Annotated in this window: 22 protein-coding genes; 9 read left to right on the top strand and 13 right to left on the bottom strand. The window is 75.1% G+C overall.

Features of this window, described 5'->3' with window-relative positions; all coding sequences use genetic code 11:
- Positions 1–36: 36 nt before the first annotated feature.
- A complete protein-coding gene (locus OG871_RS32470) occupies positions 37–192 on the bottom strand; it encodes a DUF6131 family protein (protein ID WP_371501669.1) in 156 nt (51 codons plus the stop codon).
- Positions 193–539: 347 nt separating this feature from the next.
- On the opposite strand from OG871_RS32470, the gene OG871_RS32465 reads away from it, so the two are divergent.
- Complete coding sequence (locus OG871_RS32465) at positions 540–1,598, top strand: glycosyltransferase family 2 protein (protein ID WP_371501668.1); 1,059 nt, start codon at positions 540–542, stop codon at positions 1,596–1,598.
- Here the strand turns inward: OG871_RS32465 and OG871_RS32460 are convergent.
- Complete coding sequence (locus OG871_RS32460) at positions 1,595–2,074, bottom strand: ATP-binding protein (protein ID WP_371501667.1); 480 nt, start codon at positions 2,072–2,074, stop codon at positions 1,595–1,597. The genes OG871_RS32465 and OG871_RS32460 overlap by 4 nt on opposite strands.
- Before the next feature lie 183 nt (positions 2,075–2,257).
- Here OG871_RS32460 and OG871_RS32455 point away from each other — a divergent pair, with 183 nt between their 5' ends.
- The gene (locus OG871_RS32455) at positions 2,258–3,463 is read left to right on the top strand and encodes a cytochrome P450 (RefSeq protein ID WP_371501666.1); all 1,206 of its coding nucleotides are present in this window, start codon (positions 2,258–2,260) and stop codon (positions 3,461–3,463) included.
- Here the strand turns inward: OG871_RS32455 and OG871_RS32450 are convergent.
- From OG871_RS32450 to OG871_RS32440, 3 genes are all read right to left on the bottom strand, one after another.
- Positions 3,457–5,751, bottom strand: a complete 2,295-nt coding sequence (locus OG871_RS32450) for a SpoIIE family protein phosphatase (protein WP_371501665.1) — start codon at positions 5,749–5,751, stop codon at positions 3,457–3,459. The two genes, OG871_RS32455 and OG871_RS32450, sit on opposite strands and share 7 nt — an antisense overlap.
- Positions 5,752–5,857: 106 nt before the next feature.
- Complete coding sequence (locus tag OG871_RS32445) at positions 5,858–7,888, bottom strand: SpoIIE family protein phosphatase (protein ID WP_371501664.1); 2,031 nt, start codon at positions 7,886–7,888, stop codon at positions 5,858–5,860.
- Between the two features lie 159 nt (positions 7,889–8,047).
- Entirely contained in the window at positions 8,048–8,512 is a 465-nt protein-coding gene (locus OG871_RS32440) for a hypothetical protein (RefSeq protein WP_371501662.1), read from the bottom strand.
- A 433-nt stretch (positions 8,513–8,945) separates the two neighbouring features.
- On the opposite strand from OG871_RS32440, the gene OG871_RS32435 reads away from it, so the two are divergent.
- The gene (locus tag OG871_RS32435) at positions 8,946–9,182 is read left to right on the top strand and encodes a DUF6296 family protein (protein ID WP_371501660.1); all 237 of its coding nucleotides are present in this window, start codon (positions 8,946–8,948) and stop codon (positions 9,180–9,182) included.
- Between the two features lie 69 nt (positions 9,183–9,251).
- Here the strand turns inward: OG871_RS32435 and OG871_RS32430 are convergent, their stop codons facing one another.
- The 7 genes from OG871_RS32430 to OG871_RS32400 form a co-directional block, all read right to left on the bottom strand.
- Positions 9,252–10,109 (bottom strand): ABC transporter permease, encoded by an 858-nt coding sequence (locus OG871_RS32430; RefSeq protein WP_371501658.1) that lies wholly within the window; start codon positions 10,107–10,109, stop codon positions 9,252–9,254.
- A complete protein-coding gene (locus tag OG871_RS32425) occupies positions 10,069–10,926 on the bottom strand; it encodes an ABC transporter ATP-binding protein (RefSeq protein ID WP_371503484.1) in 858 nt (285 codons plus the stop codon). The genes OG871_RS32430 and OG871_RS32425 overlap by 41 nt, the downstream gene beginning before the upstream one ends.
- A 32-nt stretch (positions 10,927–10,958) precedes the next feature.
- Complete coding sequence (locus OG871_RS32420; RefSeq protein WP_371501656.1) at positions 10,959–11,414, bottom strand: MarR family winged helix-turn-helix transcriptional regulator; 456 nt, start codon at positions 11,412–11,414, stop codon at positions 10,959–10,961.
- An 86-nt stretch (positions 11,415–11,500) separates the two neighbouring features.
- Positions 11,501–11,986, bottom strand: coding sequence for a universal stress protein (locus tag OG871_RS32415; protein ID WP_371501655.1), 486 nt, complete (start codon positions 11,984–11,986; stop codon positions 11,501–11,503).
- Positions 11,987–12,038: 52 nt separating this feature from the next.
- Positions 12,039–12,896 carry an SAM-dependent methyltransferase gene (locus OG871_RS32410; protein ID WP_371501654.1) on the bottom strand — a complete coding sequence of 286 codons (858 nt, stop codon included), beginning with the start codon at positions 12,894–12,896 and terminating at the stop codon, positions 12,039–12,041.
- A 90-nt stretch (positions 12,897–12,986) separates the two neighbouring features.
- Positions 12,987–13,925 carry a carbohydrate kinase family protein gene (locus OG871_RS32405; protein WP_371501653.1) on the bottom strand — a complete coding sequence of 313 codons (939 nt, stop codon included), beginning with the start codon at positions 13,923–13,925 and terminating at the stop codon, positions 12,987–12,989.
- On the bottom strand, positions 13,892–14,839 hold the full coding sequence (locus tag OG871_RS32400) for a pseudouridine-5'-phosphate glycosidase (RefSeq protein ID WP_371501652.1): 948 nt from the start codon (positions 14,837–14,839) through the stop codon (positions 13,892–13,894). The genes OG871_RS32405 and OG871_RS32400 overlap by 34 nt, the downstream gene beginning before the upstream one ends.
- 100 nt (positions 14,840–14,939) lie before the next feature.
- Between OG871_RS32400 and OG871_RS32395 the strand changes: the two genes are divergently transcribed.
- Positions 14,940–15,281, top strand: coding sequence for a hypothetical protein (locus OG871_RS32395; RefSeq protein ID WP_371501650.1), 342 nt, complete (start codon positions 14,940–14,942; stop codon positions 15,279–15,281).
- A gap of 180 nt (positions 15,282–15,461) precedes the next feature.
- Here the strand turns inward: OG871_RS32395 and OG871_RS32390 are convergent, their stop codons facing one another.
- Positions 15,462–16,613, bottom strand: a complete 1,152-nt coding sequence (locus OG871_RS32390; RefSeq protein WP_371501648.1) for an acyl-CoA dehydrogenase family protein — start codon at positions 16,611–16,613, stop codon at positions 15,462–15,464.
- 115 nt (positions 16,614–16,728) lie between these two features.
- On the opposite strand from OG871_RS32390, the gene OG871_RS32385 reads away from it, so the two are divergent.
- The 5 genes from OG871_RS32385 to OG871_RS32365 all read left to right on the top strand — a co-directional run bounded on the left by OG871_RS32385 (position 16,729) and on the right by OG871_RS32365 (position 22,995).
- On the top strand, positions 16,729–17,466 hold the full coding sequence (locus OG871_RS32385) for a TetR family transcriptional regulator (protein ID WP_371501646.1): 738 nt from the start codon (positions 16,729–16,731) through the stop codon (positions 17,464–17,466).
- 174 nt (positions 17,467–17,640) lie between these two features.
- Entirely contained in the window at positions 17,641–18,051 is a 411-nt protein-coding gene (locus OG871_RS32380) for a hypothetical protein (protein ID WP_371501645.1), read from the top strand.
- 244 nt (positions 18,052–18,295) lie between these two features.
- Positions 18,296–18,421: a hypothetical protein gene (locus OG871_RS32375; RefSeq protein ID WP_371501643.1), complete on the top strand. Its 126-nt coding sequence runs from the start codon at positions 18,296–18,298 to the stop codon at positions 18,419–18,421.
- 87 nt (positions 18,422–18,508) lie between these two features.
- Positions 18,509–21,709, top strand: coding sequence for a lantibiotic dehydratase (locus OG871_RS32370; protein WP_371501642.1), 3,201 nt, complete (start codon positions 18,509–18,511; stop codon positions 21,707–21,709).
- The gene (locus tag OG871_RS32365; RefSeq protein WP_371501641.1) at positions 21,706–22,995 is read left to right on the top strand and encodes a lanthionine synthetase C family protein; all 1,290 of its coding nucleotides are present in this window, start codon (positions 21,706–21,708) and stop codon (positions 22,993–22,995) included. The genes OG871_RS32370 and OG871_RS32365 overlap by 4 nt, the downstream gene beginning before the upstream one ends.
- Positions 22,996–23,014 lie beyond the last annotated feature (19 nt).

Below are 23,014 nucleotides of genomic sequence, written 5' to 3'. Positions count from 1 at the left end.
GCCGCCGAACGAAGCCCGAGCCGAACGGCGGTGGACCTACCAGTAGTGCCGCCGGCCGCCGACCTCGCGCCCGGCCGCGCCGAGGAGCAGCAGGACGGCACCGATCACGAGCAGCACGATCCCGAGGGTCCACAGGATGCCGATGTGAGCGGCGAATCCGATGACCAGCAGGATGATTCCAAGGACGATCATGGCGTCCTCCGATGTCGGGAGCGGACCCCCCACCGGTTCAGCTGCTGTCCGAATTGCGGCAGTTCAAACGCCGGTCCCGGAGATCGGGCCCGGTGTCCCGCACCCGGTCGGGCGGGAGTGCCCGGGCCTCGCCCCACGCCGGCCCGGCCGCCGCCGGCCCGGCCGCCGCCGGCCCGGCCGCCGCCGGTCGAAGCGGGCGCCGTCCCCGGGCGGACGCCAAGAGTTCACCTCGCGGTGGGACCGAAGCCCCGGAACGCATCCGGCCGGAGGTTAGCCTCTGGCCGATCACTCCCGGTGACCGGCCGCTGCGCGGTCTCATGCCCCTGATCGAAAGGCTCGCGGAGCCGATGGCACCCCGACTCTCCGTCGTCGTCCCGATCTACAACGTCGAGCGCTATCTCGACGAGTGCCTGGACTCGATCGCCGCCCAGACCTTCGACGACTTCGAGTGCGTCATGGTCGACGACGGCTCGACGGACGGCAGTGCGGCCATCGCCGAGGCCCGCGCCGCGGGGGACCCCCGGTTCCGTCTGGTCGGGCAGCCGAACGGCGGCCTCGGCGCGGCCCGCAACACCGGCCTGCGGCACCTCACCGACGGCACCGTGTACCTGGCCTTCGTGGACAGCGACGACGTCGTGCCGCCCGGCGCGTACGAGCTGATGGTCACCACCCTGGACCGGACCGGCTCGGACTTCGCCGCCGGCAACGCCCTGCGGCTGCGCACGGCCGGCTGCCTCCCGTCCCACGCCCACCGCGTGCCGTTCCGGGAGACCCGGCTCAGGACGCATGTGAGCGAGCTGCCCTCGCTGGTCACCGACCGCACCGCGTGGAACAAGGTGTACCGGCGCTCGTTCTTCGAGGCGTCCGGGCTGCGGTATCCCGAGGGCATCCTGTACGAGGACGCCCCGGTCAGCGTGCCGCTGCACTATCTCGCCGCCACGGTGGACGTGCTGTCCGAGCCGATCTACCACTGGCGGGTGCGCGAGGACGGCGACCTGTCGATCACCCAGATGAGGACCGACCCCCGGGGGCTGGTGGACCGCGTCCGCTCGATCGAGCTGGTCCGCGCCTGGCTGCTGGCCCGGCCCGAGCCGAAGTTCCGCGGGTACCTGCACTCCTACGACGCGAACACGCTCGCCGAGGAGCTCCCGATGTTCTTCTGGTCGGTCCCGGACGGCGACCGGGCCTACCGCGAGGCCTACCAGCAGCACGTGAGCCGCCTGCTGCGGGCCATCGGCACCGACCGGATCGGCTCGCTCAGTGCTCCCCTGCGGATCAAGTACCGGCTGACCCTGGCGGACCGCACGCACACCTTCGTCGCCCTGCAACGCCTCCACCGGGCGTACCGCAACCGCCCCCGCCCGGGGGCCCGCGGCGCGGCCGCACAGGCCGCCGCCGTCCGCTAGCCGAGGGCGGCGCCCGGACGTTCGGTGCCGATCTCGAACCAGACGGCCTTGCCGTGCAGCGAACGGGTGGTGCCCCAGCGGTCGGAGAGCAGGTGCACGACCCGCAGGCCGTAGCCGCCCGGATGGCCCGGCCGCCGGGGCAGGGCGAGCGCGGGGGCCGACGGGTGGGGGTCGCGGACCTCGATGCGCAGGACGTCGTCGGTGGCGAGGATCCTGAGGTCGGTGGGGCCGCCGGCGTGGCGGCAGGCGTTGGCGAGGATCTCCGCGGTCATCAGGAGGACGTCGTCCCTGGTGTGGCGGCCGGCCGGGTCGTTCGGGCCGACGGGGAGCCACCGCAGGTCGGTGAGGGCCTGGCGGGTGGCGTCCCGGCCGGCCCGGACCGGCTCCGGTACGTCGGCCAGCGGGAAGGCCCGGCGGAACCGGTAGGCGGGTGGGCGCGGGTCGCCCGCCGGGTGGGTGCTGCCGGACCGGGCCATCGGACTCACCTGCTCGCACTGGTCGCCGCGGGCGCCGTCGGGCTGCCCCCGCGGTGCCCTCCGTCCTCCCTCGTCTGCCCCTCGCGCCGCGCCCGACACAGGCCGGGGTCCGGCGGCAGCCGCGCCAGGGCCCGACTCGGCGGCCCGTGAACCGCGCTGACGGGGTGTCGGTAGGCTGCTCGAATGTCGATCATCCCTCCCGGCTCCGCCCCGGCCGTCGGCACCGCCGAGCTGCTCCAGGACCTGTACGGCGGCTACGCCGCGCTCCGCGAGAGCGCTCCCGTCCGACGGCTGGTCGGGCCCGACGGGCTGCCGTTCTGGCTGGTCACCCGGTACCGGGACGTCAAGGAGCTGCTCGCCGACCCGAGGCTCGCGCTGGACAAGCGGCATGCGCTGCCCGGCAACTACCGCGGGCTGGCGCTGCCGCCCGCCCTGGACGCCAACCTGCTGAACATGGACCCGCCGGACCACACCCGGATCCGGCGGCTGGTCTCCCAGGCGTTCACCCCGCGCCGGATCGAGCGGCTGCGCGACGCCGTACAGCGGACCGCCGACCACCTGGTCGACGCGATCGAGCCGCTCGGCCGCACCGACCTGATCGCCGCCTTCGCCGGGCCGTTCCCGATCGCGGTCATCTGCGACCTGCTCGGTGTCCCCGCCGGGCACCGCCGTGACTTCCGGGCCTGGACGGACGCCGTCATCACCCCCGACCCGGCCCGGCCCGAGCAGGCCAGGGCCGCCGTGGGGGCCATGCTGGAGTTCTTCACGCAGCTCGTCGAGGAGAAGCGCGCCGAGCCCGGCGACGACCTGCTCTCCGCGCTGATCGCGGCCCGGGACGAGGGCGACGACCGGCTCGGCGAGGACGAGCTCACCTCGCTCGCCTTCCTGATCCTCTTCGCCGGATACGAGAACACCGTCCATCTGATCGGCAACGGCGTGCTCGCACTGCTGGACCACCCCGAGCAGCTCGACGCGCTGCGCCGCGACCCCGCGCTGATCCCGGCCGCGGTCGAGGAGCTCGCCCGCTTCGACGGGCCGGCGCCGCTGGCGATCCGCCGCTTCCCCCGCGAGGACGTCACGATCGCCGGTGTCACCGTCCCCGCCGGGGAGACCGTCCTGCTGGCCCTCGGGTCGGCCAACCGCGACCCCGACCGCTTCGACCGCCCCGACCGGCTCGACCTGCACCGCGCCGACAACGCCCATCTGGCCCTCGGCCAGGGCATCCACTACTGCCTCGGCGCGCCGCTGGCCCGGATGGAGACCGCGATCGCGCTGGAGACCCTGCTGCGTCGGCTCCCCGCCCTCGCCCTGGACGTGCCCCGGGACGAGCTGCGCCGGCGCCCCTCGCTTCGGGCCCGCGGGTTGCTCGCACTGCCCGTGCGCTACTGAGCCGGGAACTCCTGCTCGGTCCAGATCGCCTTGCCCTGGTCGGTGTAGCGGCTGCCCCACCGGCTGGTCAGCTGGGCGACCAGGTAGAGCCCGCGGCCGCCCTCGTCGGTGAGCCGGGCCCGGCGCATCCGGGGCTGCGTGCTGCTCGGGTCGGAGACCTCGCAGATCAGCCGCTCGGCCCGGATCAGCCGGACGCCGACCGGCCCGCCGGCGTACCGGATGGCGTTGGTGACCAGTTCGCTCACCACCAGCTCGGTGGTGAAGACCAGGTCGTCCAGGCCCCAGCTCTCCAGCTGGCGGGTCACCTCGCCGCGCATCCGGGAGACCGCCGCGGGGTCGGGCTCGACGCTCCAGGCCGCGGTGTCGCCGGCGGGCAGGGCCCTGGTGCGGGCCAGCAGCAGGGTCACGTCGTCGGGCAGCCGGTGGGCCGGCAGGCCCGCGGTGATCTCCCGCCCCGCCTCGGCGAGCGGGCGGCTGGTCACCCCGGCCCGGCCGAGCCTGGTCCGCAGCTCCGCCATGCCCTCCTCCAGGTCGCCCTGGCCGCCCGCGATCAGGCCGTCGGTGTAGAGGACCAGCACGCTGCCGGCGGCCGGCTCGATCTCGACGGCCTCGAACGGGAAGCCGCCGACCCCCAGCGGCGGGCCCGGGTTGAGGTCGACGTACCCGATCGCGCCGTCCGGCCGGACCACCACCGGCGGCGGGTGGCCGGCGCTGGCCATCACGCACCGGCGGGAGACCGGGTCGTAGACCACGTACAGGCAGGTCGCACCGGCCGGGGCGGGCTCCGGCCGGGCCCCGTCGCCGTCCTGGTCGGCCTCGACCACCAGCTGGGAGACCAGGTCGTCGAGGTGGACCAGCAGTTCGTCCGGCGCCAGGTCGAGGTCGGCGAGGGTGCGGACGGCGGTGCGCAGCCGTCCCATCGTCGCGGTGGCCTCCAGGCCGTGCCCGACCACGTCGCCGACCACCAGCGCGATCCGGGCCGAGGACAGCTGGATCACGTCGAACCAGTCGCCGCCGACCCCGCCGTCGGTGTAGGTGGGCAGGTAGACGCTGGCGGTGAGGGCGGCGGGGGTGTCGGTCTCGGCGGGCGGCAGCAGGCTGCGCTGGAGGCTGACGGCGGCGCGGTGCTCGCGGGTGAAGCGGCGGGCGTTGTCGAGGGCGAGGGCGGCCCGGGAGGCGATCTCCTGGAGCAGGTCCAGGTCGGCGTCGTCGTACGGCTCCGCGCCCTGCTCGCGGTAGACGCAGATCCGGCCCAGCAGGATCCCCCGGGCCCGGAGCGGGGCCGTCATGGCGGGACGACCGCCGGACCTGGTCGAGGTGGGTGCCGAGGACTCCGCCGGGTCGACCGCCACGGTGGTGCCGGTGGGCAGCGAACCGCCGGCGTCCCCGGCCACGGCGGTGCGGCGCAGCACGAGCTGCCCGGTGCGTTCCGGCTCGGGCTCGTCGCCGTTGAGGACGGCCTCGGCGACCTCGGCCACGGCCGCGTCGGCGAACCCGGGGGCGAGGACCGCCGCGAGCTCGGTGCAGGTACCGGTGACGGACAGCGATCCGCCGACGGCCGCGGTCGCCCGGTGCAGCAGCTCCAGCCGCCGGCGGAAGCGGCCGCGCTCGGTGACGTCCGTGAACAGGGCGGTGACGCCCATCGGCTGTTCCCCGTCGGCCTGGAGCCGGAAGGCCGAGATCCCCATCATCCGGCCGCCCCGCGGATCGAGCACGGTCCGGACCATCGCCTCCGGCAGCACCAGCGGCCGTCCGCTGTCCAGCACGTCCCGCAGCAGTTCCTCGATCGCCTCCGCGTCCTCCGTCCGGAGGAAGTCGGTGAGGCGCCGGCCCTTGAGGTCGGTCGGCAGGCCGGTGTACGGGAGCAGGTGGGTGTTGGTGCGCACCAGCCGCAGGTGCTCGTCGAAGACGGCCAGCCCGACCCGGTCCTGCAGGAAGAGCTCGCGGGTGAAGGCGTGGTCCTCGCGCCAGCGGGCCACCTCGGTGGCCGGTGCGCCGATGACCAGGAAGCGCGCCGGGCCGGCGGCGACCAGCGGCAGCACCCGGTAGGCGACCTCGGTCGCCCGGCCGTGGCCGTCCAGCAGCGCGGCCTGGCCGGAGCGCCCGGCCGCGAGGCCCGTCCACTGCGCCCGGTCGGCCAGCAGCTCGCCCATCGGCCGCCCGCACACCTCGTCGGCCCCCCGGCCGAGCAGTTCCTCCGCCGCGGCGGTCCAGCCCACGACGACGCCCTCGGCGTCGACGACGGCGGCTGCCATGCTCCCGATGAACGGGTGGCGGTAGTTGTCCATGGTGTGCGCACCTCATGCGGTCGGCAGGGGGGCCGGTCCACTCCTCCTCATCCTGCATCGGATGCCGGTACCGTGCGTGCTCCCGGTCACCGGCGGCGGGCGGGGGTCATCGGGGCCTGAAGGCGAGCAGCGCGACGTCGTCGTGGCTGTCGCCCACGCTTCGCAGCCGGTCGCAGAGCTCCTCGACCGGGAGGTCACGGGCTTCGGTGGCGGCGGCGGCCAGCCGGTCGAGGCCCTCGGTCAGGCCGGTCGAGTGGGTCTCGATCAGGCCGTCGGTGTACAGCAGCAGGGTGTCGCCGGGGGCGATCACCCGCCGGTGGACGGCGCGCCCGACGTCCGGGTCCACGCACAGCGGCAGGTCGGCGCGGCGGCCGGCCAGGAAGCGGGCCGGCCCTTCGGCGGGGACGAGCAGCGGCGGCGGGTGCCCGGCGTTGGCCCAGACCGCGTGCCAGCCGTTGGGCCGCGAGGTGAGGTGGACGTGGACGGTGGTGACGAAGGGCGCCACGTCCAGCCCGTCGGCGGCCCGGTCGAGCTGGGCGAGGATGTCGGCGGGGGTCGCGGGCCGGTTGCTGTTGTACGCGAGCGCCCGCAGCATGCTGCGCAGCTGGCCCATGGCGGTGGCGGCGGTCAGGTCGTGGCCGGCGATGTCGCCGATGGCCAGGGCGAGGGTGCCGTCCGGCAGGAAGAACGCGTCGTACCAGTCGCCGCCGATCTCGGCGGTGGTGCTGGCCGGCTGGTAGCGGGCGGCGAGGTCGACGCCTGGCACCTCGGGGGTGGGGGTCAGCTGGGCGCGCTGCAGGCTGAGCGCCGTCCGCCGGGTGTGCTGGTGCTCCAGGGCGTTGCGCAGGGGTTCCCTGGCCTGCTGGAGCACCTCGCGCAGCAGGGCGATGTCGGCCGCGCTCGGCGGCGGGCTGTCGCCGCAGCCGGCCGCCGCGGCGAAGGCCACGACACCGGAGTCCACCACGATCGGCACCAGGACGAGGCTGGTGGCGCGGGCCTCGGCCAGCCAGCGCACCGAGACGTCGGGCAGGATGCCGTCCGGGGGGTGTCCCTCGGCGAAGGTGAGCAGTCGCGGCCGGCCGCTCTCGATCACCTCGCGGGCCACCGGCCCGACCCGGTAGCTCTGGCTGCGCAGGGCCGGCAGCGGCGGCAACCCGGCGCGGGCGGCGGAGGCGACCCGGGTGGCGATGAGGCCCTCGGCGGAGGCCGGGCCGTCGCCCTCGGGCAGCCGGAAGACGGCGCAGGCGTCGGTGAGTTCGGGCACCACGGCCTGTGCCATCGCCGCGAAGGCACCCTGCAGGTGGTGTCCGGGCACCGCGGAGACCCGGGCGAGCAGCCGCTCGCGCAGCCGGGCGCGCCACTGGTCCTCGATGTCGGCGGTGGCGCCGATCCACTCGGCGGCGCGGGCGTTGTCCTCGCCCTCCTCCAGCACGGGCACGGCCCGGGCCTTGACGTGACGGTACTCACCGGAGGCGGTCAGCACCCGGAAGGTGGCCTCGAACATGGTCGGCGGGCCACTGGCGGCGGCCGCCCAGGCCCGGACCAGCCGCCCGGCGTCGCGGGGGTGGATCAGCTCCAGCCAGCCGGCGTCCATGGCCGGGCGCCAGGGGGCGCCGGTGAGGTCCTCCCAGCCCTCGACGAGCTCGGTCATCGAGCCGTCCGGCCGCATCAGCCACACCATCTGGGAGACCGCCGACATCAGGGCCTCGTAGCGTTCCAGTGCCCGCTGCCGCTGGTGCGAGAGCTCCTCGGTGCGTTCGGCCGCCAGGACGTCGGTGGTGGTGTCGACGGCCACGGCCAGCACCCCGCGGCCGTGCCGGGAGCGCACCCGGGTGCAGCTGTAGACGAAGTAGCGCGGTCCGGGTGCGCCGGGCCCGGTGCCTTCGGTGGCCCGGGGTGCGGTCTCCTGGCGGGCCCGGCCGTCCTGGTAGACCTGGTCCATCAAAGTGATGAACGGTGCGGCGTCCTCGTCGGCGAAGGCCTCGGCGGCCGGGACGTCCAGGACGCGGCGGCCGAACAGCCGGCGGAAGGCGTCGTTGTAGTAGACCAGGCGGTGGTCCGGTCCGGAGAACAGCGAGACCGACACGATGGCCTGGTCGAAGACCTCGGGCACGAGCTCGGGCTCGGCGGCGTCCACGGGCGGCGTGCTCCTCTCGGGGGGCAGCGGGGTGCCCACTCCCGTCCGACGCTACGAGAGGTGGCGGCCGGGCGCATGCCGTCGGGCGCCGTCGCGGTGGCCCGGGGACGGGACGGGGCCCGGTCGCCGTGCGGCGGCCGGGCCCCGTGGTCGGGTCGGTCAGCAGGCGACCTGGACGTTCAGCGACACCGGGTTGGGCGACCACGGGAAGGTCGCCACGGCGAAGGTCGCGTGGACGGTCGAACCGCACGGGACGGTGCCGTTCACGCCGTCGACCCGGATGGTCGAGGCGGTGAAGTTCGCGCCCTGGTTGACGGTGCCCAGCGAGGCGCCGCCGACCACGTCGGCCGACAGGGTGGTGATCAGCTGCTTCGGCTGCGGGGCCGGGCCGCCCGGGGACGGCGGGCCGGCCAGACCGACCTGGCCGTAGATCACGACGCTGGTGCCGGTGATCTCGGCGCAGACCTTGGTGGCGAGGCCGGCCTGGAGGCCGGAGTTGCCACAGGTCGTGGTGGTGGTGACGGTGGCCGCAGCGGCCTGCGGGGCGGTGGCGGCGCCGGCCGGGGCGACACCGAGGGCGGTCAGACCGGCGGCGCCGGCCACGAGGAGGGCAAGACGACTCATGGCGATTCTCCAGAGGTCGGGTGGGGCCGCCCGAGTGAGTCCACGGGCGGCATCTGCAATGTGATATTTCACATCGGATCTGACATCAGAGTGACACGGACTCGAACACTCCGTGCGATCTTCCCGGCGGTTCGGGGTCGAATGTGATCTACGTAACTCGGCTGTCCGCCGCGGGTGATGACGGTCGGTCAAGGCGACGGACCGTCAGCCGGCGGCGCCGCTGCCCGCCCGGCCGGTCGCGCTCCGGGCCGCGAGCGCAGCCGAGACCGCACCCCCGGGCCCGGTTCACCCCCGCCAGCTGCCGCCCGCCGACGGAAAGCCGCTGACCTGCACGGATACGCCCGGCTGGCCGCACAGGGCGGACCGGACGACCGGGCCGGTCCGCAGGACACGCCCTACCATGAGAGCCGGGGGCCGGACAGGAGGGCCGCGTATGAGTCAGGGCAAGCGCTACGCGTTGACGTTCCCCGGCGCGCCGGGAACCCATGCGCCACAGGACGTGGTGGTGGTCGAGGCGACCGGGGACACCGGCCCGGGCGGGCATCCCGTCTACGCGGACGCGTCCGGGATCGTCCGGGCCGAGATCAGCGACCGGGACGAGGTCAGAATGCTGGCCACCGGTGGAAACCAGTCCACGCAGACGCCGATCCACGCCGTACTGCTGCCCTGACGGGGCTCCTCGCCACGGCGGACGGCCCTCCCGCACCACCGGGAGGGCCGTCCGCCGTCCGCCCGCCGCTCAGCGGGCGAGCCGCCCCATCAGCCCGGAGGCCGCGCCGATCCCCAGCCCGCCGGCCAGCAGCAGCACCGCCAGGTCCAGCCAGAGACGGGCCGGGGTGCCGAGGAGCAGCCCGCGCAGCGCGTCGACCTCGTAGCTCAGCGGATTGACCGTACTGACCGCCCGGAGCCAGTCCGGCATCACCTCGACCGGATAGAGCGCGCTCGAACCGAAGAACAGCGGCATCGTGATGGCCTGCCCGATCCCCATCAGCCGCTCCCGGGTGAGGACGATCCCGGCGATCGACATCGACAGGCAGGCGAAGAACGCCGAGCCGAGGACGACGACCACGACCACCCCGAGCAGCCGCAGCGGGTTCCAGGTCATCGAGACCCCGAGCAGGGCGGCGATCACCACCACCACGGCGGCCTGGACCACCGACTTGACGCCGGCCGCGAAGGCCTTGCCGGTCACCAGGACGGCCCGGGGTGTCGGGGTGACCAGCAGTTTGGTCAGCACCCCGGAGTCCCGCTCCCAGATGATCATGATTCCGTAGAAGATCGCGATGAACATCGCCGACTGGGCGATGATCCCGGGCGCCAGGTAGTCGAGGTAGGGCACCCCGCCGGTCGGGATGGCCTTGATCCGGGTGAACGTCTCACCGAAGATCAGCAGCCACAGGGCCGGCTGGACGGCCCTGGTGTAGAGCTCGATCCGGTCGTGCCGCAACTTCTGCAGCTCGATGGCGCAGAGCGCGGCGACCCGGGCGGGCACCAGGCGCCAGCCCTGCCTGGCCGGTGGCGGGGTCAGCAGGAGCCTCAGCTCCGGCGCCGGGGCGTCAGCCGACGCGGGAAGCGGTCCTGCGGGTGCGGCGGACATTGCCGAGATCCCCTCCTTCCTCGGTGTCGCGGCCGGTCAGACCGCTGCCGGCGTAGTGGCGGAAGACGTCCTCCAGGGCCGGCTCGGTACCGGTCCGGCCGCCCAGCGCGGCGCGCAGCTCCGCGGGGGTGCCGACCGCGCGGCTGCGCCCGCGGTGCATCAGCGCCACCCGGTCGCAGTACTGGTCGGCCTCGTCCATGTAGTGCGTGGTGACCAGGACGGTCATCCCCGTGGCGGCCCTGACCTGGTTGATCCGGTCCCACACGCCGGTCCGGGCGATCGGGTCCAGGCCGATGGTCGGCTCGTCGAGGATCAGCAACCGGGGCGCGCTGACCAGGGCCTGGGCCAGCTCCAGGCGGCGGACCATGCCACCGGAGTACGTCCCCGCCAGCCGGTCGGCGGCATCGGTGAGGTCGACGGCGGCCAGTGCCTCCGCCACCCGGGCGGCCCGCTCCCGGCGCGGCACGTCGAAGACCCGGGCGAACAGGGCGACGTTCTCCCGGCCGGTCAGGCCCCCGTCAGCGGACAGCTGCTGCGGCACGTAGCCCAGCAGCCGCCGTACGGCCATCCGCTCGCGGGCGGTGTCGTGCCCGAACACCTCGACCATGCCGGGCGGGATCCGCAGCAGGGTGGTGATCGCCCGGATCGCGGTGGTCTTGCCCGCGCCGTTCGGGCCCAGCAGTCCGAAGACCTCACCGGCCCGGACCTCCAGGTCGAGTCCGTCGACCGCGCGGGCGGCGCCGAAGGAGTAGCGCAGGCCGGTACAGCGGACGGCGGCGGCGGTCGGCGGCGCAGTGCCGTCCGGCGGCCCGGTCATCGGATCGGTCGGTGGCTCGGTCGGTGGCGCGGTCACGGCCCTTCCCCTTCCTCGTGGAGGCCCTCGGCCAGGCGCCGCAGGGCCGGAAGTGCGGCGGTCAGTGCCACCCGGTCCGCCTCGGAGAGCCGGGCGACCTGTTCGCGGACCAGCTCGCTGCGGCGGGCGTCCCAGGCGGCCAGCCGGGCGGCCGCCTCGGGGGTGGGGTGCAGCAGGGCCGCCCGGCCGTCCGCCGGGTCGGGGTCGCGGCGCAGCAGGCCGTCCCGGACCAGCTGGTTGACCAGGGTGGAGACCGAGTTGCCGGCCAGGAAGAGCTCCTTGGCCGCGACCGAGACCCTGATCCCCGGCCGGGCGGCGACCAGGCGCAGCAGCTCCACCTGCGCGCCGCGCAGCCGCGGGACGGTCAGTCCGCGGCGGAGCCGACGGCGCAGCAGTCGCTGGATGCCGACCAGCACCTCGGAAAGGTCGTCGGCAAGTCCCCTGGTCGCCATGGCGACAATTTTAGCTCTCAGTGAGAGCTATCGCAGTGGAATGCGGCCGATCGGGCCGCCCGCCGGGAGCGCGGGAGCCGAGAACCTCAGGGCACGACGGTGACCGGCCAGCGCCCGGCCTTCACCAGCCGGACGGCGACCGAGCCGACGATCCGGTGGCCGGCCTGCTCGGACGCGCCGACCACCACCGCGTCCGCCTTGAGCCGGTCCGCCGTCTCGACAAGGCCGCTGTACGGGTCACCGCGGAAGGTGACGAACCGCCAGCGGACCTCGAACACGCCCCGGACCTTGTCCGCCCAGGCCCTGATCTCGCCGACCAGTCCCTCGGCCACCTCCTCGGTGAGCCCGGCGACCGAGGCCCCCATCGCCACCGCCCCGCCGAGCACCGGCTGGACGTAGACCACCACCAGCAGCGCGTTCTGGCGGCGCGCCAGCCCGGCCGCGTAGGCGCCCGCCCGGCCCGAGGGCGCGGACCCGTCCACGCCGACCACGATCACCTTGGGGCCGTCGGTACCCCGCTCGAACTCCGCGCCGGACAGGGCGGACCGGTCCGGCTGCCACTCGTCGTCCACACCTGCCGAGCGTAGTCCCGCCCCCGCGCGACGGCCCCCGCGGGTGGCGGATTCAGGACCGCTTGCGGGCGATCCCGGCCCAGTAGTACGCGGCCTGCGGGTCGGCCGGCGGCAGACCGTCCGGGCGCCAGCCCATCACCGGCACCACACCGGGCTCGATCAGCTCCCAGTCGCCGAAGAACTCCGCCACCTGCTCGCGGGTGCGCGGGACGAGGGTCAGCTGCCCCTGCTCGGCCGCGGCGACCACCTGCCCCATCGCCTCGGGGTTGAAGTCGGCGCTGGGGTGCGTGATCGCCACGTGGCTGCCCACCGGCAGCGCGTCCAGCAGCTTGCGGACCTTGCCCCACGGGTCGTCCTCGTCCTCCAGCAGCATCAGGATCGCGACCAGCATCAGGCCGACCGGCTGGGTGACGTCCAGGGTGCCGGTGAGCGCCGGGTGGGACAGGATCCGCTCCGGCTCCCGCAGGTCGGCGTCGAGGTAGGCGGTGCTGCCGCGCTTGCCGCTGACCATCAGGGCACGGGCGTGGGCCAGCACGATGGGGTCGTTGTCGACGTACACCACCCGGGAGTCCACCGCCTCGGCCTGGGCGACCTCGTGGGTGTTGCCCTCGGTGGGGATGCCGGTGCCGATGTCCAGGAACTGCCGGATGCCGGCCTCGCGCACCAGGTGGCGGACGGCCCGGCCGAGGAAGTCGCGGTTCTCCCGGGCCATCGTGCGGATGCTCGGGATCGCCTGCTCGAAGGCCTCGCCCAGCGCGCGGTCGGCGGGGAAGTTGGTCTTCCCGCCGAGCCAGTAGTCGTACATCCGGGCCGAGTGCGGCAGCGTGGTGTCGATCTCCGGCGGCTGGTGGCCGCCGATCTCCTCGACGATCCCGCCCAACCCCTGTGACCAGTCCTGATGCTCCGACAAGTCCACCCACCCCCGGCCCAATTGGTCCATATGACGCGTCCAGGGTAACCGCCGCGGACGCCCGTGGCACGGCCGGCCGGCGAAATGCGCTCAGCCGGCGCCGGCCACCGGCGGCCGGGCCCCCACCGAGCGGACGGCCTCGGCGCCGGTCCGGCAGCCCGCCAGCGCCGCCGCCACCGGGTCCGCCCCGGCCAGCGCGGCGGCCAGGAAACCGCCGGTGAACGCGTCACCGGCGCCCGTGCTGTCCACCGCCGTCGAGGGCACGGCCGGGACGCGGGCGAGCAGCTTCCCGTCCTGCGCCACCAACGCCCCCCGACCGCCGAGCTTCACCACCGCCGTCCCGTGTGCGGCGCTCAACTCCTCGGCGGCGATGGCCGGATCGTCCCGGCCGGTGAGCAGGCGGGCCTCGGCCTCGTTCGGCAGCAGCAGCGCCGCCCCGGCCACCGCCGCCCGGAAGGCGTCCACGCCCAGCCGTTCGAGGAAGCCGGTCGAGGCCGGGTCCACGCTCACCGCCGTGCCGACGGCGGCCGCGGCCGCGGTGACCCGTTCGGCGAGCCGGCGCCCGGGCGCCGAGAAGAAGAGGTAGCCGGAGAGGTGGACCCGGGCCACGCCGGTGAGCAGCGCCGGATCCCAGTCCTCGGGGCCCAGCCGCACGGACGCGCCGCCGTCGGTGACCAGGGTGCGTTCGGCCCGGCCGTCCACCAGGCAGATCACCACCGCCGTCGGCACCCGCCCGTCCACCACCAGGTGGGGCTCGACCCCGGCCGCCCGCAGCTGCGCCCGGTGCCAGTCGGCCGAGTCGGCGCCGACCCTGGCCAGCAGACGGGCCCGCGCGCCGCGGTGCGCCGCCCAGGCGGCGACGTTGGCGCCCGCGCCGCCCGGCCGTACCGCGATCCGCGCGGCGGTGTCGGTGTGCGCGGCGAGCGGGCCCTCGTGCAGGGCGAGCACGTCGGTGACCACGTCCCCGACCACCAGCAGCGCGCCGGGCCCGGGCGTCACCCGCGCGCCGCCGGCCGGCCGTCGGCCCACGCGCCGGCGATCCGCGCGGCCAGCCGCACATTGCCCCGGACGGCGGCCAGATTCGCCTCCAGCGAGGCGCCCCGGGTGTGCTCGGTGAGGTGGGCGAGCAGGAACGGCGTGGTGGCCTGCCCGGTGACGCCCTCGCGGTCGGCCGCCGCGAGGGCGTCGGCGAGCACCCGGTCGTGCAGGTCAGGGTCCAACTGCTCCGACTCCGCCACGGGGTTGGCCACGATCAGCGCCGACTCCGGCCCGCCCAGGGCGTCCTGGGCCCGCATCACGGCGGCGACCTCGGCGGGCTCGTGCACCGTCCAGTCCACCGGGCAGCCCGAACTCGCCAGGTAGAAGCCGGGGAACCGCGTCGTACGGTGGCCGAGCACGGCCACCCCCAGGGTCTCCAGCCGCTCCAGGGTGGCCGGCACGTCCAGGATCGACTTCACCCCGGCGCACACCACGGTGATCCTGGTCCGGGCCAGCAGCGCCAGGTCGTTGGACTCGTCGTGGGTCTGCGTCCAGCCCCGGTGCACGCCGCCCAGCCCGCCGGTGGCGAAGATCCGGATCCCGGCCCGGGCCGCGAGGAACGCCGTCCCCGAGACGGTGGTCGCACCGCTCGCGCCCGCCGCCACGGCCGGCGCGAGGTCCCGGAAGCCGAGCTTGCGCAGCGAGGCGTCACCGGCGACCCGCTCCAACTCGGCCTTGCCGAGGCCGATCCGCGGCACGCCGTCCAGCACCGCGATGGTGGCCGGCACCGCGCCGGCCTCCCGGACCAGGCCCTCCAACTCCCCCGCCACCTGCAGGTTGCGCGGCCGGGGCAGACCGTGCGCGATGATCGTCGACTCCAGGGCGACCACCGGAGCCCGACGCTCCAGCGCGTCGCGCACCTCGTCGGAGAGCCGGAGGGAGGGTGCGGATTCGGAACTGGTCATTCTCCATTCCTGGCATGACCGGCGCGAGTCCAAACCTGTCCGGGCGCGGCGGCGGTAGGATGCCGGGTGCGGGGTGGGACGCGAACCGTCTGGATCTGCCATGCTTCACGACCACGATTCGGTCTGCTCCCGCTTCGGCGCCGAGCCGGCGCCCGTCGACGGCACCGAGATCCTCGGCCTGGCCGAGAACTTCTCCAGCGTGGTCTTCCCGATCAACGGCCTGCGGCAACCCGCCGAGGACGGCGCCTGCGGCTGGTTCGTCTGGTCCTCCGAGGAACTCTCCGACGACCCCGACCTCTTCGTGCCGACCCCGGTCGGACACCTCGTGACGGTCTGCCCCTCCGTCCTGCCCTACCTCGCCCTCCCACCCGGCTGGCGCTTCCTGATCGGCCCGGGGTACGAGGACGTCTGGTACGACGAGCAGCTGCTGCACGGCAGTTGACCCGGCCTCCTACCGGAGGTCGGCCCGCAGCCCGGTGCGGGTGCGCATCAGGATCCGGCCGAGCCTGTTCCGGCCCGTCCCGGGCCGTGGGAGGAGCGGCCGTCCCGGTCCCGGGGAGGATGCGAGAGGGCCGGCCCCCGGTACGTACCGGGGGCCGGCCCTTCGAGGTGTGCGCCGGACCTACGGGAGGTTGCGGGCCATCACGATGCGCTGGACCTGGTTGGTGCCCTCGTAGATCTGGGTGATCTTCGCGTCCCGCATCATCCGCTCCACCGGGTAGTCCCGGGTGTAGCCGTAACCACCCAGCAACTGCACCGCGTCCGTGGTCACCTCCATCGCCACATCCGACGCGAAACACTTCGCCGCCGCCCCGAAGAACGTCAGATCACCGTCCGTACGCTGCGACTTCGCCGCCGCCGCATACGTCAGCTGCCGCGCCGCCTCCAGCTTCATCGCCATGTCCGCCAGCATGAACTGCACACCCTGGAACTCCGCGATCGCCTTCCCGAACTGCTTGCGCTCCTTCACGTACCCCTTCGCGTAGTCCAACGCACCCTGCGCGATACCGATCGCCTGCGCCGCGATCGTCACCCGGGTGTGGTCCAGCGTCTTCATCGCCGTCGCGAAACCCGTACCCTCCGCACCGATCATCCGGTCCGCCGGAATCCGCACATTGTCGAAGTACACCTCACGCGTCGGCGACCCCTTGATCCCCAACTTCTTCTCCGGCGCCCCGAACGACACCCCCGCATCGCCCTTCTCCACCACGAACGCCGAAATCCCCTTCGACCGCAACGACGGATCCGTCACCGCCATCACCGTGTAGAACTCCGACACCCCGGCATTGGTGATCCACCGCTTCACACCGTTCAGCACCCAGAAGTCACCGTCCCGCACCGCCCGGGTCCTCATCCCCGCCGCGTCCGAACCCGCCTCCGGCTCCGACAGGCAGTACGAGAACATCCCCTCACCACGCGCCAACGCCCCCAGGTACTTCGCCTTCAGCTCCTCCGAGCCCGACAGCTGCACCGGCAGCGAACCCAGCTTGTTGACCGCCGGAATCAGCGACGACGAGGCACACACCCGCGCCACCTCCTCGATCACCAGCACCGTCGCCAGCGCGTCCGCCCCCGCACCGCCGTACTCCTCCGGCACATGCACCGCATGCAGGTCGCTGCCCTGCAACGCGTCCAGCGCCTCCTGCGGGAACCGCCCCTGCTCGTCCACCTCCGCCGCGAACGGAGCGATCTTCGCCTCCGCCAGCGAACGCACCGCCTCACGGAGCATCTCGTGCTCCTCGCTGAGCCGGAAGAGGTCGAAGTCCTGACTCATGATGGGACAGCTCCTTAAGGTGTGGCACTCAGTACCCCTGATTATGCACACTCAGTGCCGTCCGGCCACCCTCCGGGCGGCATTCCGGCCCCGTCACCGGTGCTACCGTCCACCCATGAGCGAGGTGCAGGAGCAGGTCCAGGGCGCGGGTGCGGGCGCGGGCGGCGGGAAGCCGACCACCCGGGACGCCCTCATCGAGGCGGCCTTCCAGCTGTTCCTGGAGCGCGGGTTCGAGCAGACCACGATCGACGACATCACCGGGCTGGCCGGGGTCGGGCGGCGGTCGTTCTTCCGCTACTTCCCCTCCAAGGAGGACGTGGTCTTCCCCGACCACGAGGGTGCGCTGACCGAGATGACCGCCTTCCTGGACGACTGCGGGGACGGCGGCGACCCGGTGGTCCAGGTCTGCGACGCGGCCCGCCTGGTGCTGCGGATGTACGCGGCCAACCCGACCTTCTCGGTCGAGCGCTACCTGCTCACCAGGAAGGTCCCCAACCTGCGGATCCACGAGCTGTCCGTGGTCTGGCGCTACGAGCGCACGCTCGCCGCCCATCTCCGGGCCCGCTACTCGGCCCGGTCCGACGGGGCCCTGCGGGCCGACGTGGTGGCCGCGGCCGTGGTCGCCGCGCACAACCACGCCCTGCGCACCTGGCTGCGCTCCGGCGGGGCCGGCGACGTCCGGGAGGCCGTCGACCTGGCGCTGGACTTCGTCGTCGGCACCTGGAGCGAGCAGCCGCGGCCCGACGGCGGGGACGGCCCGGAGCCCGCCGAGGACGTGGTGGTCCTGGTGGCCCGGCGCGGCACCCCGATGTGGCGGGTGGTGCAGGGGATCGAGTCGGCGCTGGACGGCTGAGCCCGTCACCGGCGGGCCGCCGGCACCCCCGGACGGACGGCGGGACCACAGAGGGAACTCAGTGCCTTTACACGGGGCACTGAGTGCCATATCTTCCTGAGCAGCATCCACCGGGGAGGAGCCGGACATGGTCAGCACTGGCAACTGGTCGTCGGCGTTCGGCGGAGGTGCGCGATGACACCGCTCACCGCCTTCGCACCCACCGGGCTGCTCACCACGGCCCCGACCGGCACCGACAGCGCGCTGCGCTACCACCTGTGCCACTGGTGCCACTCGGCGATGCCGGCGGGCTCCCTGCTTTGCACGGTCTGCGGCTCCGCCGACCTCGCCGAGCAGCTCAGCGCGGGTGCCGGCACCGTCCGGCGGCTGCTCCGCCCGACCCGTCGGGGCCTCTACCCCGGCCGCCCGTACCTGGTGGCCCTGGACGAGGGCTTCACCGTCCAGGCCGGTGTGATCGGAGGCCTGCCCGGCGCGGTGCCGATCGGCGCCCGCGTCCAGCTCGCCGTGTCGGACGACGACGGCCGCATGCTCACCTTCCGCCTCTGTGCGACGGCGCCCACCGGCCCGACCGCCTGGACGGCCTGACCACTTCCCCGTCCGCCGCCACGACCCGTGACGGCACCAGCGCCCACCCGGCCGGCCGGATCCCTTCGGATCCGGCCGGCCGTCGTCGTGCCCGCGCCCGGCGGCGCCCCGGGCCCGTCGACCCGGCGGTGATCCGACGTCGATCGGCGGTCGATCGGGGCTTCCTACCGTGGTGGCAGCCGCCCGGGAACCGCCCGGACGCCGCCACCGGAGACGGGGGCGAGACCTCACCCGAGGAGTCACCATGAACGACCTCAGCGAGCTGTTCGAGCTGGACATCATCGAGATCGCCGCCCCCGCCGAGGGCGAGCAGGCCGACGCCCAGGCCGCGACCGGCTCCTGGCCGTTCTACTGCAAGACCACCATCTGACGGTCGGTCCGGCAGATGTCCCGGTGAGGCGGCCCGTCGACCACGGGCCGCCTCACCCGTTTCGGCAGAGGAGAAGGCAGCATCCCGATGGAGGCACCCGCAACCCCCCGGGGCGGCACCGCCCCCGGCCCGTCCACCTTCCGGTGTGCGGACACCCCCCTGTTCCGCGCGGCGGTCCGCCCGACCCGCCCGGCCGAGGACTCCGGCACAACGGCGGGCACCGGCCCGGCGGACACCGACGACACCGGCACCGAGGAGGCGCTGCGCGCCCGGCTGGCCGCCGCGGCCGCGGACGCCCCGCTGCGCGAGGCGGTGGCGCTCGCCAGCCCCTCGCTCAGCCGGATCCTCGACCGGGTGGTGGCCGGCGCCCCCGTGCGGGCGAAGCAGCTGCGCCGGGCCGTCCGGGCGGTCGCCCGCTACCGGCTGCGGATGTCCGGCCGGGCGACACCGTTCGGCACGATGGCCGGGGTCGCCGCGATCGGCTTCGCCGACGCGCCGGAGGTCCGCTGGGGCGAGCGCCACGTGAAGGCCGTCCGCCCCGACATGGGCTGGCTGACCGAGGTGGTCGCCGGGCTGGAACGGGAGCCGGCCGTGCTGCGGCTGCTCCGGGTGACCGCCAACGACCTGTGCTTCGTCCGCGGCGGCCGACTGGTCGTCCCGTACGTCCCGTCCCCCGGCGCGGGCGCGCGGCCGGCCGCGCAGGAGGTCTCGGTGCGGGCCGGCGAGGTGGTCCTGCGCGTGCTCGAACGGGCCGCGCGGCCGGTGCCGTTCGGCGAACTGCACCGTCATCTGCTCGACGCGTACCCCGGCGCCGCCCCCGGCACCGTCGAGCGGCTGCTCGCCGACCTGGTCGGCGCGGAGGTGCTGCTGACCGAGCTGCGCCCGCCGACGGAGGCCGCCGAGCCGCTGGGCCACGTCCTGGCCCTGCTCGCCCCCGGCACGGCCGTCCTGCCCCCGCGGGTGGCCGGGACTGTCGACGAACTCTCTTCCATACAGGACGAGTTGGCGCAGTACGCGGCAACGCCGCTGGGCTCCGGCCGAGCGGCCCGCAACGCCGCCACCGGGCGGATGCACCGGCTGCACCCGGCCGAGCACCTGGTCCAGGTCGACCTGGGGCTGGATGTGGACGTCCGGCTGCCACCCGTCGTCCGGGCGGAGGTCGAGCAGGCCGCCGAGGCGCTGTGGCGGCTGTCCGCGCACCGGCCGGGACCCGCCCATCTGCGCCAGTACCACGAGGACTTCCTGGAACGCTACGGCGCCGGACGGGCCGTGCCGCTGACCGAGCTGCTCGACCCCGACCTCGGCCTGGGCGGCCCGGCCGGCTACCGACTGCCGGTCACCGCACGGCAGTTGCGGGCCGAGGGCGGCGAGCCCGGCGCGCAGGACCGGCTGCTCACCACGCTCGCCCAGGAGGCGTCCATCATCGGCGCGCCGGAACTCGTCCTCGACGACGACCTGCTCGACCGGCTGACGGCCGCCGAACCGGGCGGGCCGGAGCCGGCCCCGCCGGCCTCGTTCGAGATCCTCGCCCAGCTGCTGGCCGACTCGCCCGAGGGCCTGGCCGACGGCGCGTTCCGGTTGGTGATCACCGGTGGTGCCAGGACGGCCGGCGCCCACGCCGGCCGCTTCGGGCGGGTCCTGGGCACCGCCGACGACCTGGTCACCGCGGTCGTGCGCGACCTCCCCACCACCGACCCGGACGCGGTGAAGGCGCAGCTCTGCTTCCCGCCACCGCGCGGGGCCACCGCCAACGTGGCCATGGTGCCGCGCCGGCTGCCGCACACCATCGTCCTCGCCGCCTTCGCCGACCGGACCGACGCCACCGTGCTCGGCGTCTCCGACCTCGCCGTGGTGGCGGACGTGCGGCGCCTGGCGGTCGTCGCTCCCCGGCTCGGCCGAGAGGTGGTCCCGGTCGTCCCCAGCATGCTGGCGACCATGTGGCACGCGCCGAACGCGGCCCGCTTCCTGCACGAGATCACCCAGCACGGCGGGCCGGCCTGGCCCCGCTGGCGCTGGGGCACCGCCGACACCCTGCCCTACCTGCCCCGGGTCCGGCGCGGGCGGACGGTACTGTCCCCCGCCCGCTGGCGTCCGACCGATCCGTCGCTCCAGGACCGCGCCACCGGCGCCGACGCCTGGGAGCGCCGCTTCGCCGCCTGGCGGGAGCGCTGGCGGGTGCCGGACGAGGTGGAGAGCGTCAACGGCGACAACCGGATCGCCCTGGACCTGCGACGGCCGTTCCACCGCGCGCTGCTCAGGGACGAGTGGCTGCGCCGCCCGGGGGCCGTCCTTCAGGAGCTCCCCACCGGCTGCGGCCACGGCACCGGCTGGCTGGCCGCCGGCCCGCGGGAGCCCGCCGGCCGGACCAACGAGATCGCCTTCCCGCTGCTGCGCCGCCACGCCGCCACCCCGCCGGCCCGCCCGCTGCGCTACCCGGAGCCGCGCCGCGAACGCACCGCGCACGGCCCGGGCTCCGACTGGCTGTACGGCAAGGTGTACTGCTCCCCCGAGCGGCAGGACGAGATCCTCACCCACCGGCTCCCCCGGCTGCTGGACGGCCTGGACGGCCTGGTGCGGCGCTGGTTCTTCCTGCGCTACCGCGATCCGGACGCCCATCTGCGGCTGCGCATCCACGGCGACCCGGCCGTCCTCGCCGCCCAGGTGCTGCCGGGCCTCAACACCTGGTCCGACGCGCTGGTGACGGCCGGGCTGGCCGGCCGGCTGACGCTGGACACCTACGAACCGGAGCTCGAACGCTACGGCGGCGCACAGGCCCGCGCCGCGGCCGAGGCCGCGTTCGAGGCGGACAGCGCCGCCTGCCTGGCGCAGCTCGCCCTGCTCGACCGGCGTGAACTCGACCTGGAACGCACCGTGCTGGCCGCGGCCGGCTACGTCGACCTGGCCTGCCGGGTGGCCGGGCCCGAGCAGGGCGTACGGCACCTGCTGGCCCGGGCCCGCCCGCCGGGCGCCGCCGAGCCCGACCGGGAGGCCAAGGACCTGGCCCGGGAGCTGATCGACCCGTTCGGCGGCTGGGACCGGCTGCGGGCACGTCCCGGCGGCCCGGCCCTGGCCGCCTGCTGGGAACGCCGGGCCCCGGCCCTGACCGCGTACGGCGACCGGCTGCGCGCGCTGGACGGCGGGTCGGGCGCCGCCGGGGCGCTGGACGCGCTGCTGCACCTGCACCACAACCGCCTGGTCGGCATCGACCGGCCCGCCGAGGAACGGGCCTTCGCGCTCGCCGCCGTCGCCCTGCGCAGCCGGCTGGACCGCGGCAGGGCCGCCCGGTGAGCCTTCGACAGCGGGCGGCCCTGGTGGTCGCCGCCACCGCACGGCGGCTGGCCGACCCGAACGTCGTCCAGGCGCCGGACGGGCCGTCCCCGTCCGCCTTCCGGGCCGGCAGCCTGAGCGACGGCGCGCCCGGGATCGCCCTGCTGCACGCGGAGTTGGCCCACCGTGACCCGGGGCACCGCACCGCAGCCCTGCGCTGGCTGGCACGGGCCGCCGACCTCGCCCGGCAGCCCGGGCAACCCCCCGCGCCCGGGCCGCAGGGGCTGTACGGGCCGGTCGCGGCGCTCTCCTTCGCCCTGCACCGCACCGCACCGTCCCCAACCGGCCACGCCAGGGCCCGGACCCATCTCGCCGACCAGGTCGCGACCCTGGCCGGGCGCCGGGCGGACGGCGAGCAGGCGCGGATCGCGGCCGGCCGGGCCTGCACCACGCTGGCCGGGTACGACACGATCTCCGGTCTCGCCGGGCTGGGCGCACACCTGCTGGAGCTCGACCGGCCCGGCCCGACCGCCCAGGTGATCGCCACCCTGGCGGGCCTCGCCCTGCCCGTCCGGACGGAGGGCCGCGAACTGCCCGGCTGGTGGGTGGCGCAGGACGGCGCCACCTACCGTCCGGTCCACCCGGCCGACGGGCACGCCAACCTCGGGGCCGCGCACGGGGTGCCCGGGCCGCTCGCCCTGCTCGCGCTCGCCTGGCGCCAAGGCGTCCGGGTGCCGGGCCAGCGGGCCGCGATCACCGTGCTCGCCCGGTGGCTGTGCGAACGGGCCGAGCGGGACGCCGCCGGGGTCTGGTGGCCCGGCCAGCTGACCCTCGGCCCGGCCCACGACGGCCGGGCCGGCCGCCCCTCGTGGTGCTACGGCGGCCCCGGCATCGCCCGCAGCCTCCAGCTGGCCGGCCTCGCCCTGGACGTCCGGCCGTGGCGGGACGCGGGTGTGGCGGCCCTGCGCGACGCGCTGACCCGGCTGGACCAGCCGCACTCCCCGCCGCTCGACGAGGCCGGGCTCTGCCACGGCTGGGCCGGGCTGCTCCAGACCACCTGGCGCGCCGCCCGGGACAGCGGCGACCCCCGGCTCACCGCGCAGGTGCCGCGGATCGCCGCCCGGCTGCTGGAACTGGTCGACCGGGACGGCCCGTTCGGCTTCGCCGCCGGGCCCGGGCGGCGGGACCCGGACGAGCACCCGGCCGGGTTCCTGACCGGCGCGGCCGGCGCCGCCCTCGCGCTGCACACCTTCGCCACCGACACCGCCCCCGCGTCCCGGTGGGACCGGGCGCTGCTGCTGGCCTGACCCGCACCGGCCGAGCCGT

The organism is Kitasatospora sp. NBC_00374, assembly GCF_041434935.1.
Taxonomy (GTDB): Bacteria; Actinomycetota; Actinomycetes; order Streptomycetales; family Streptomycetaceae; genus Kitasatospora.
This window is presented reverse-complemented; position numbering and strand designations above follow the sequence as displayed.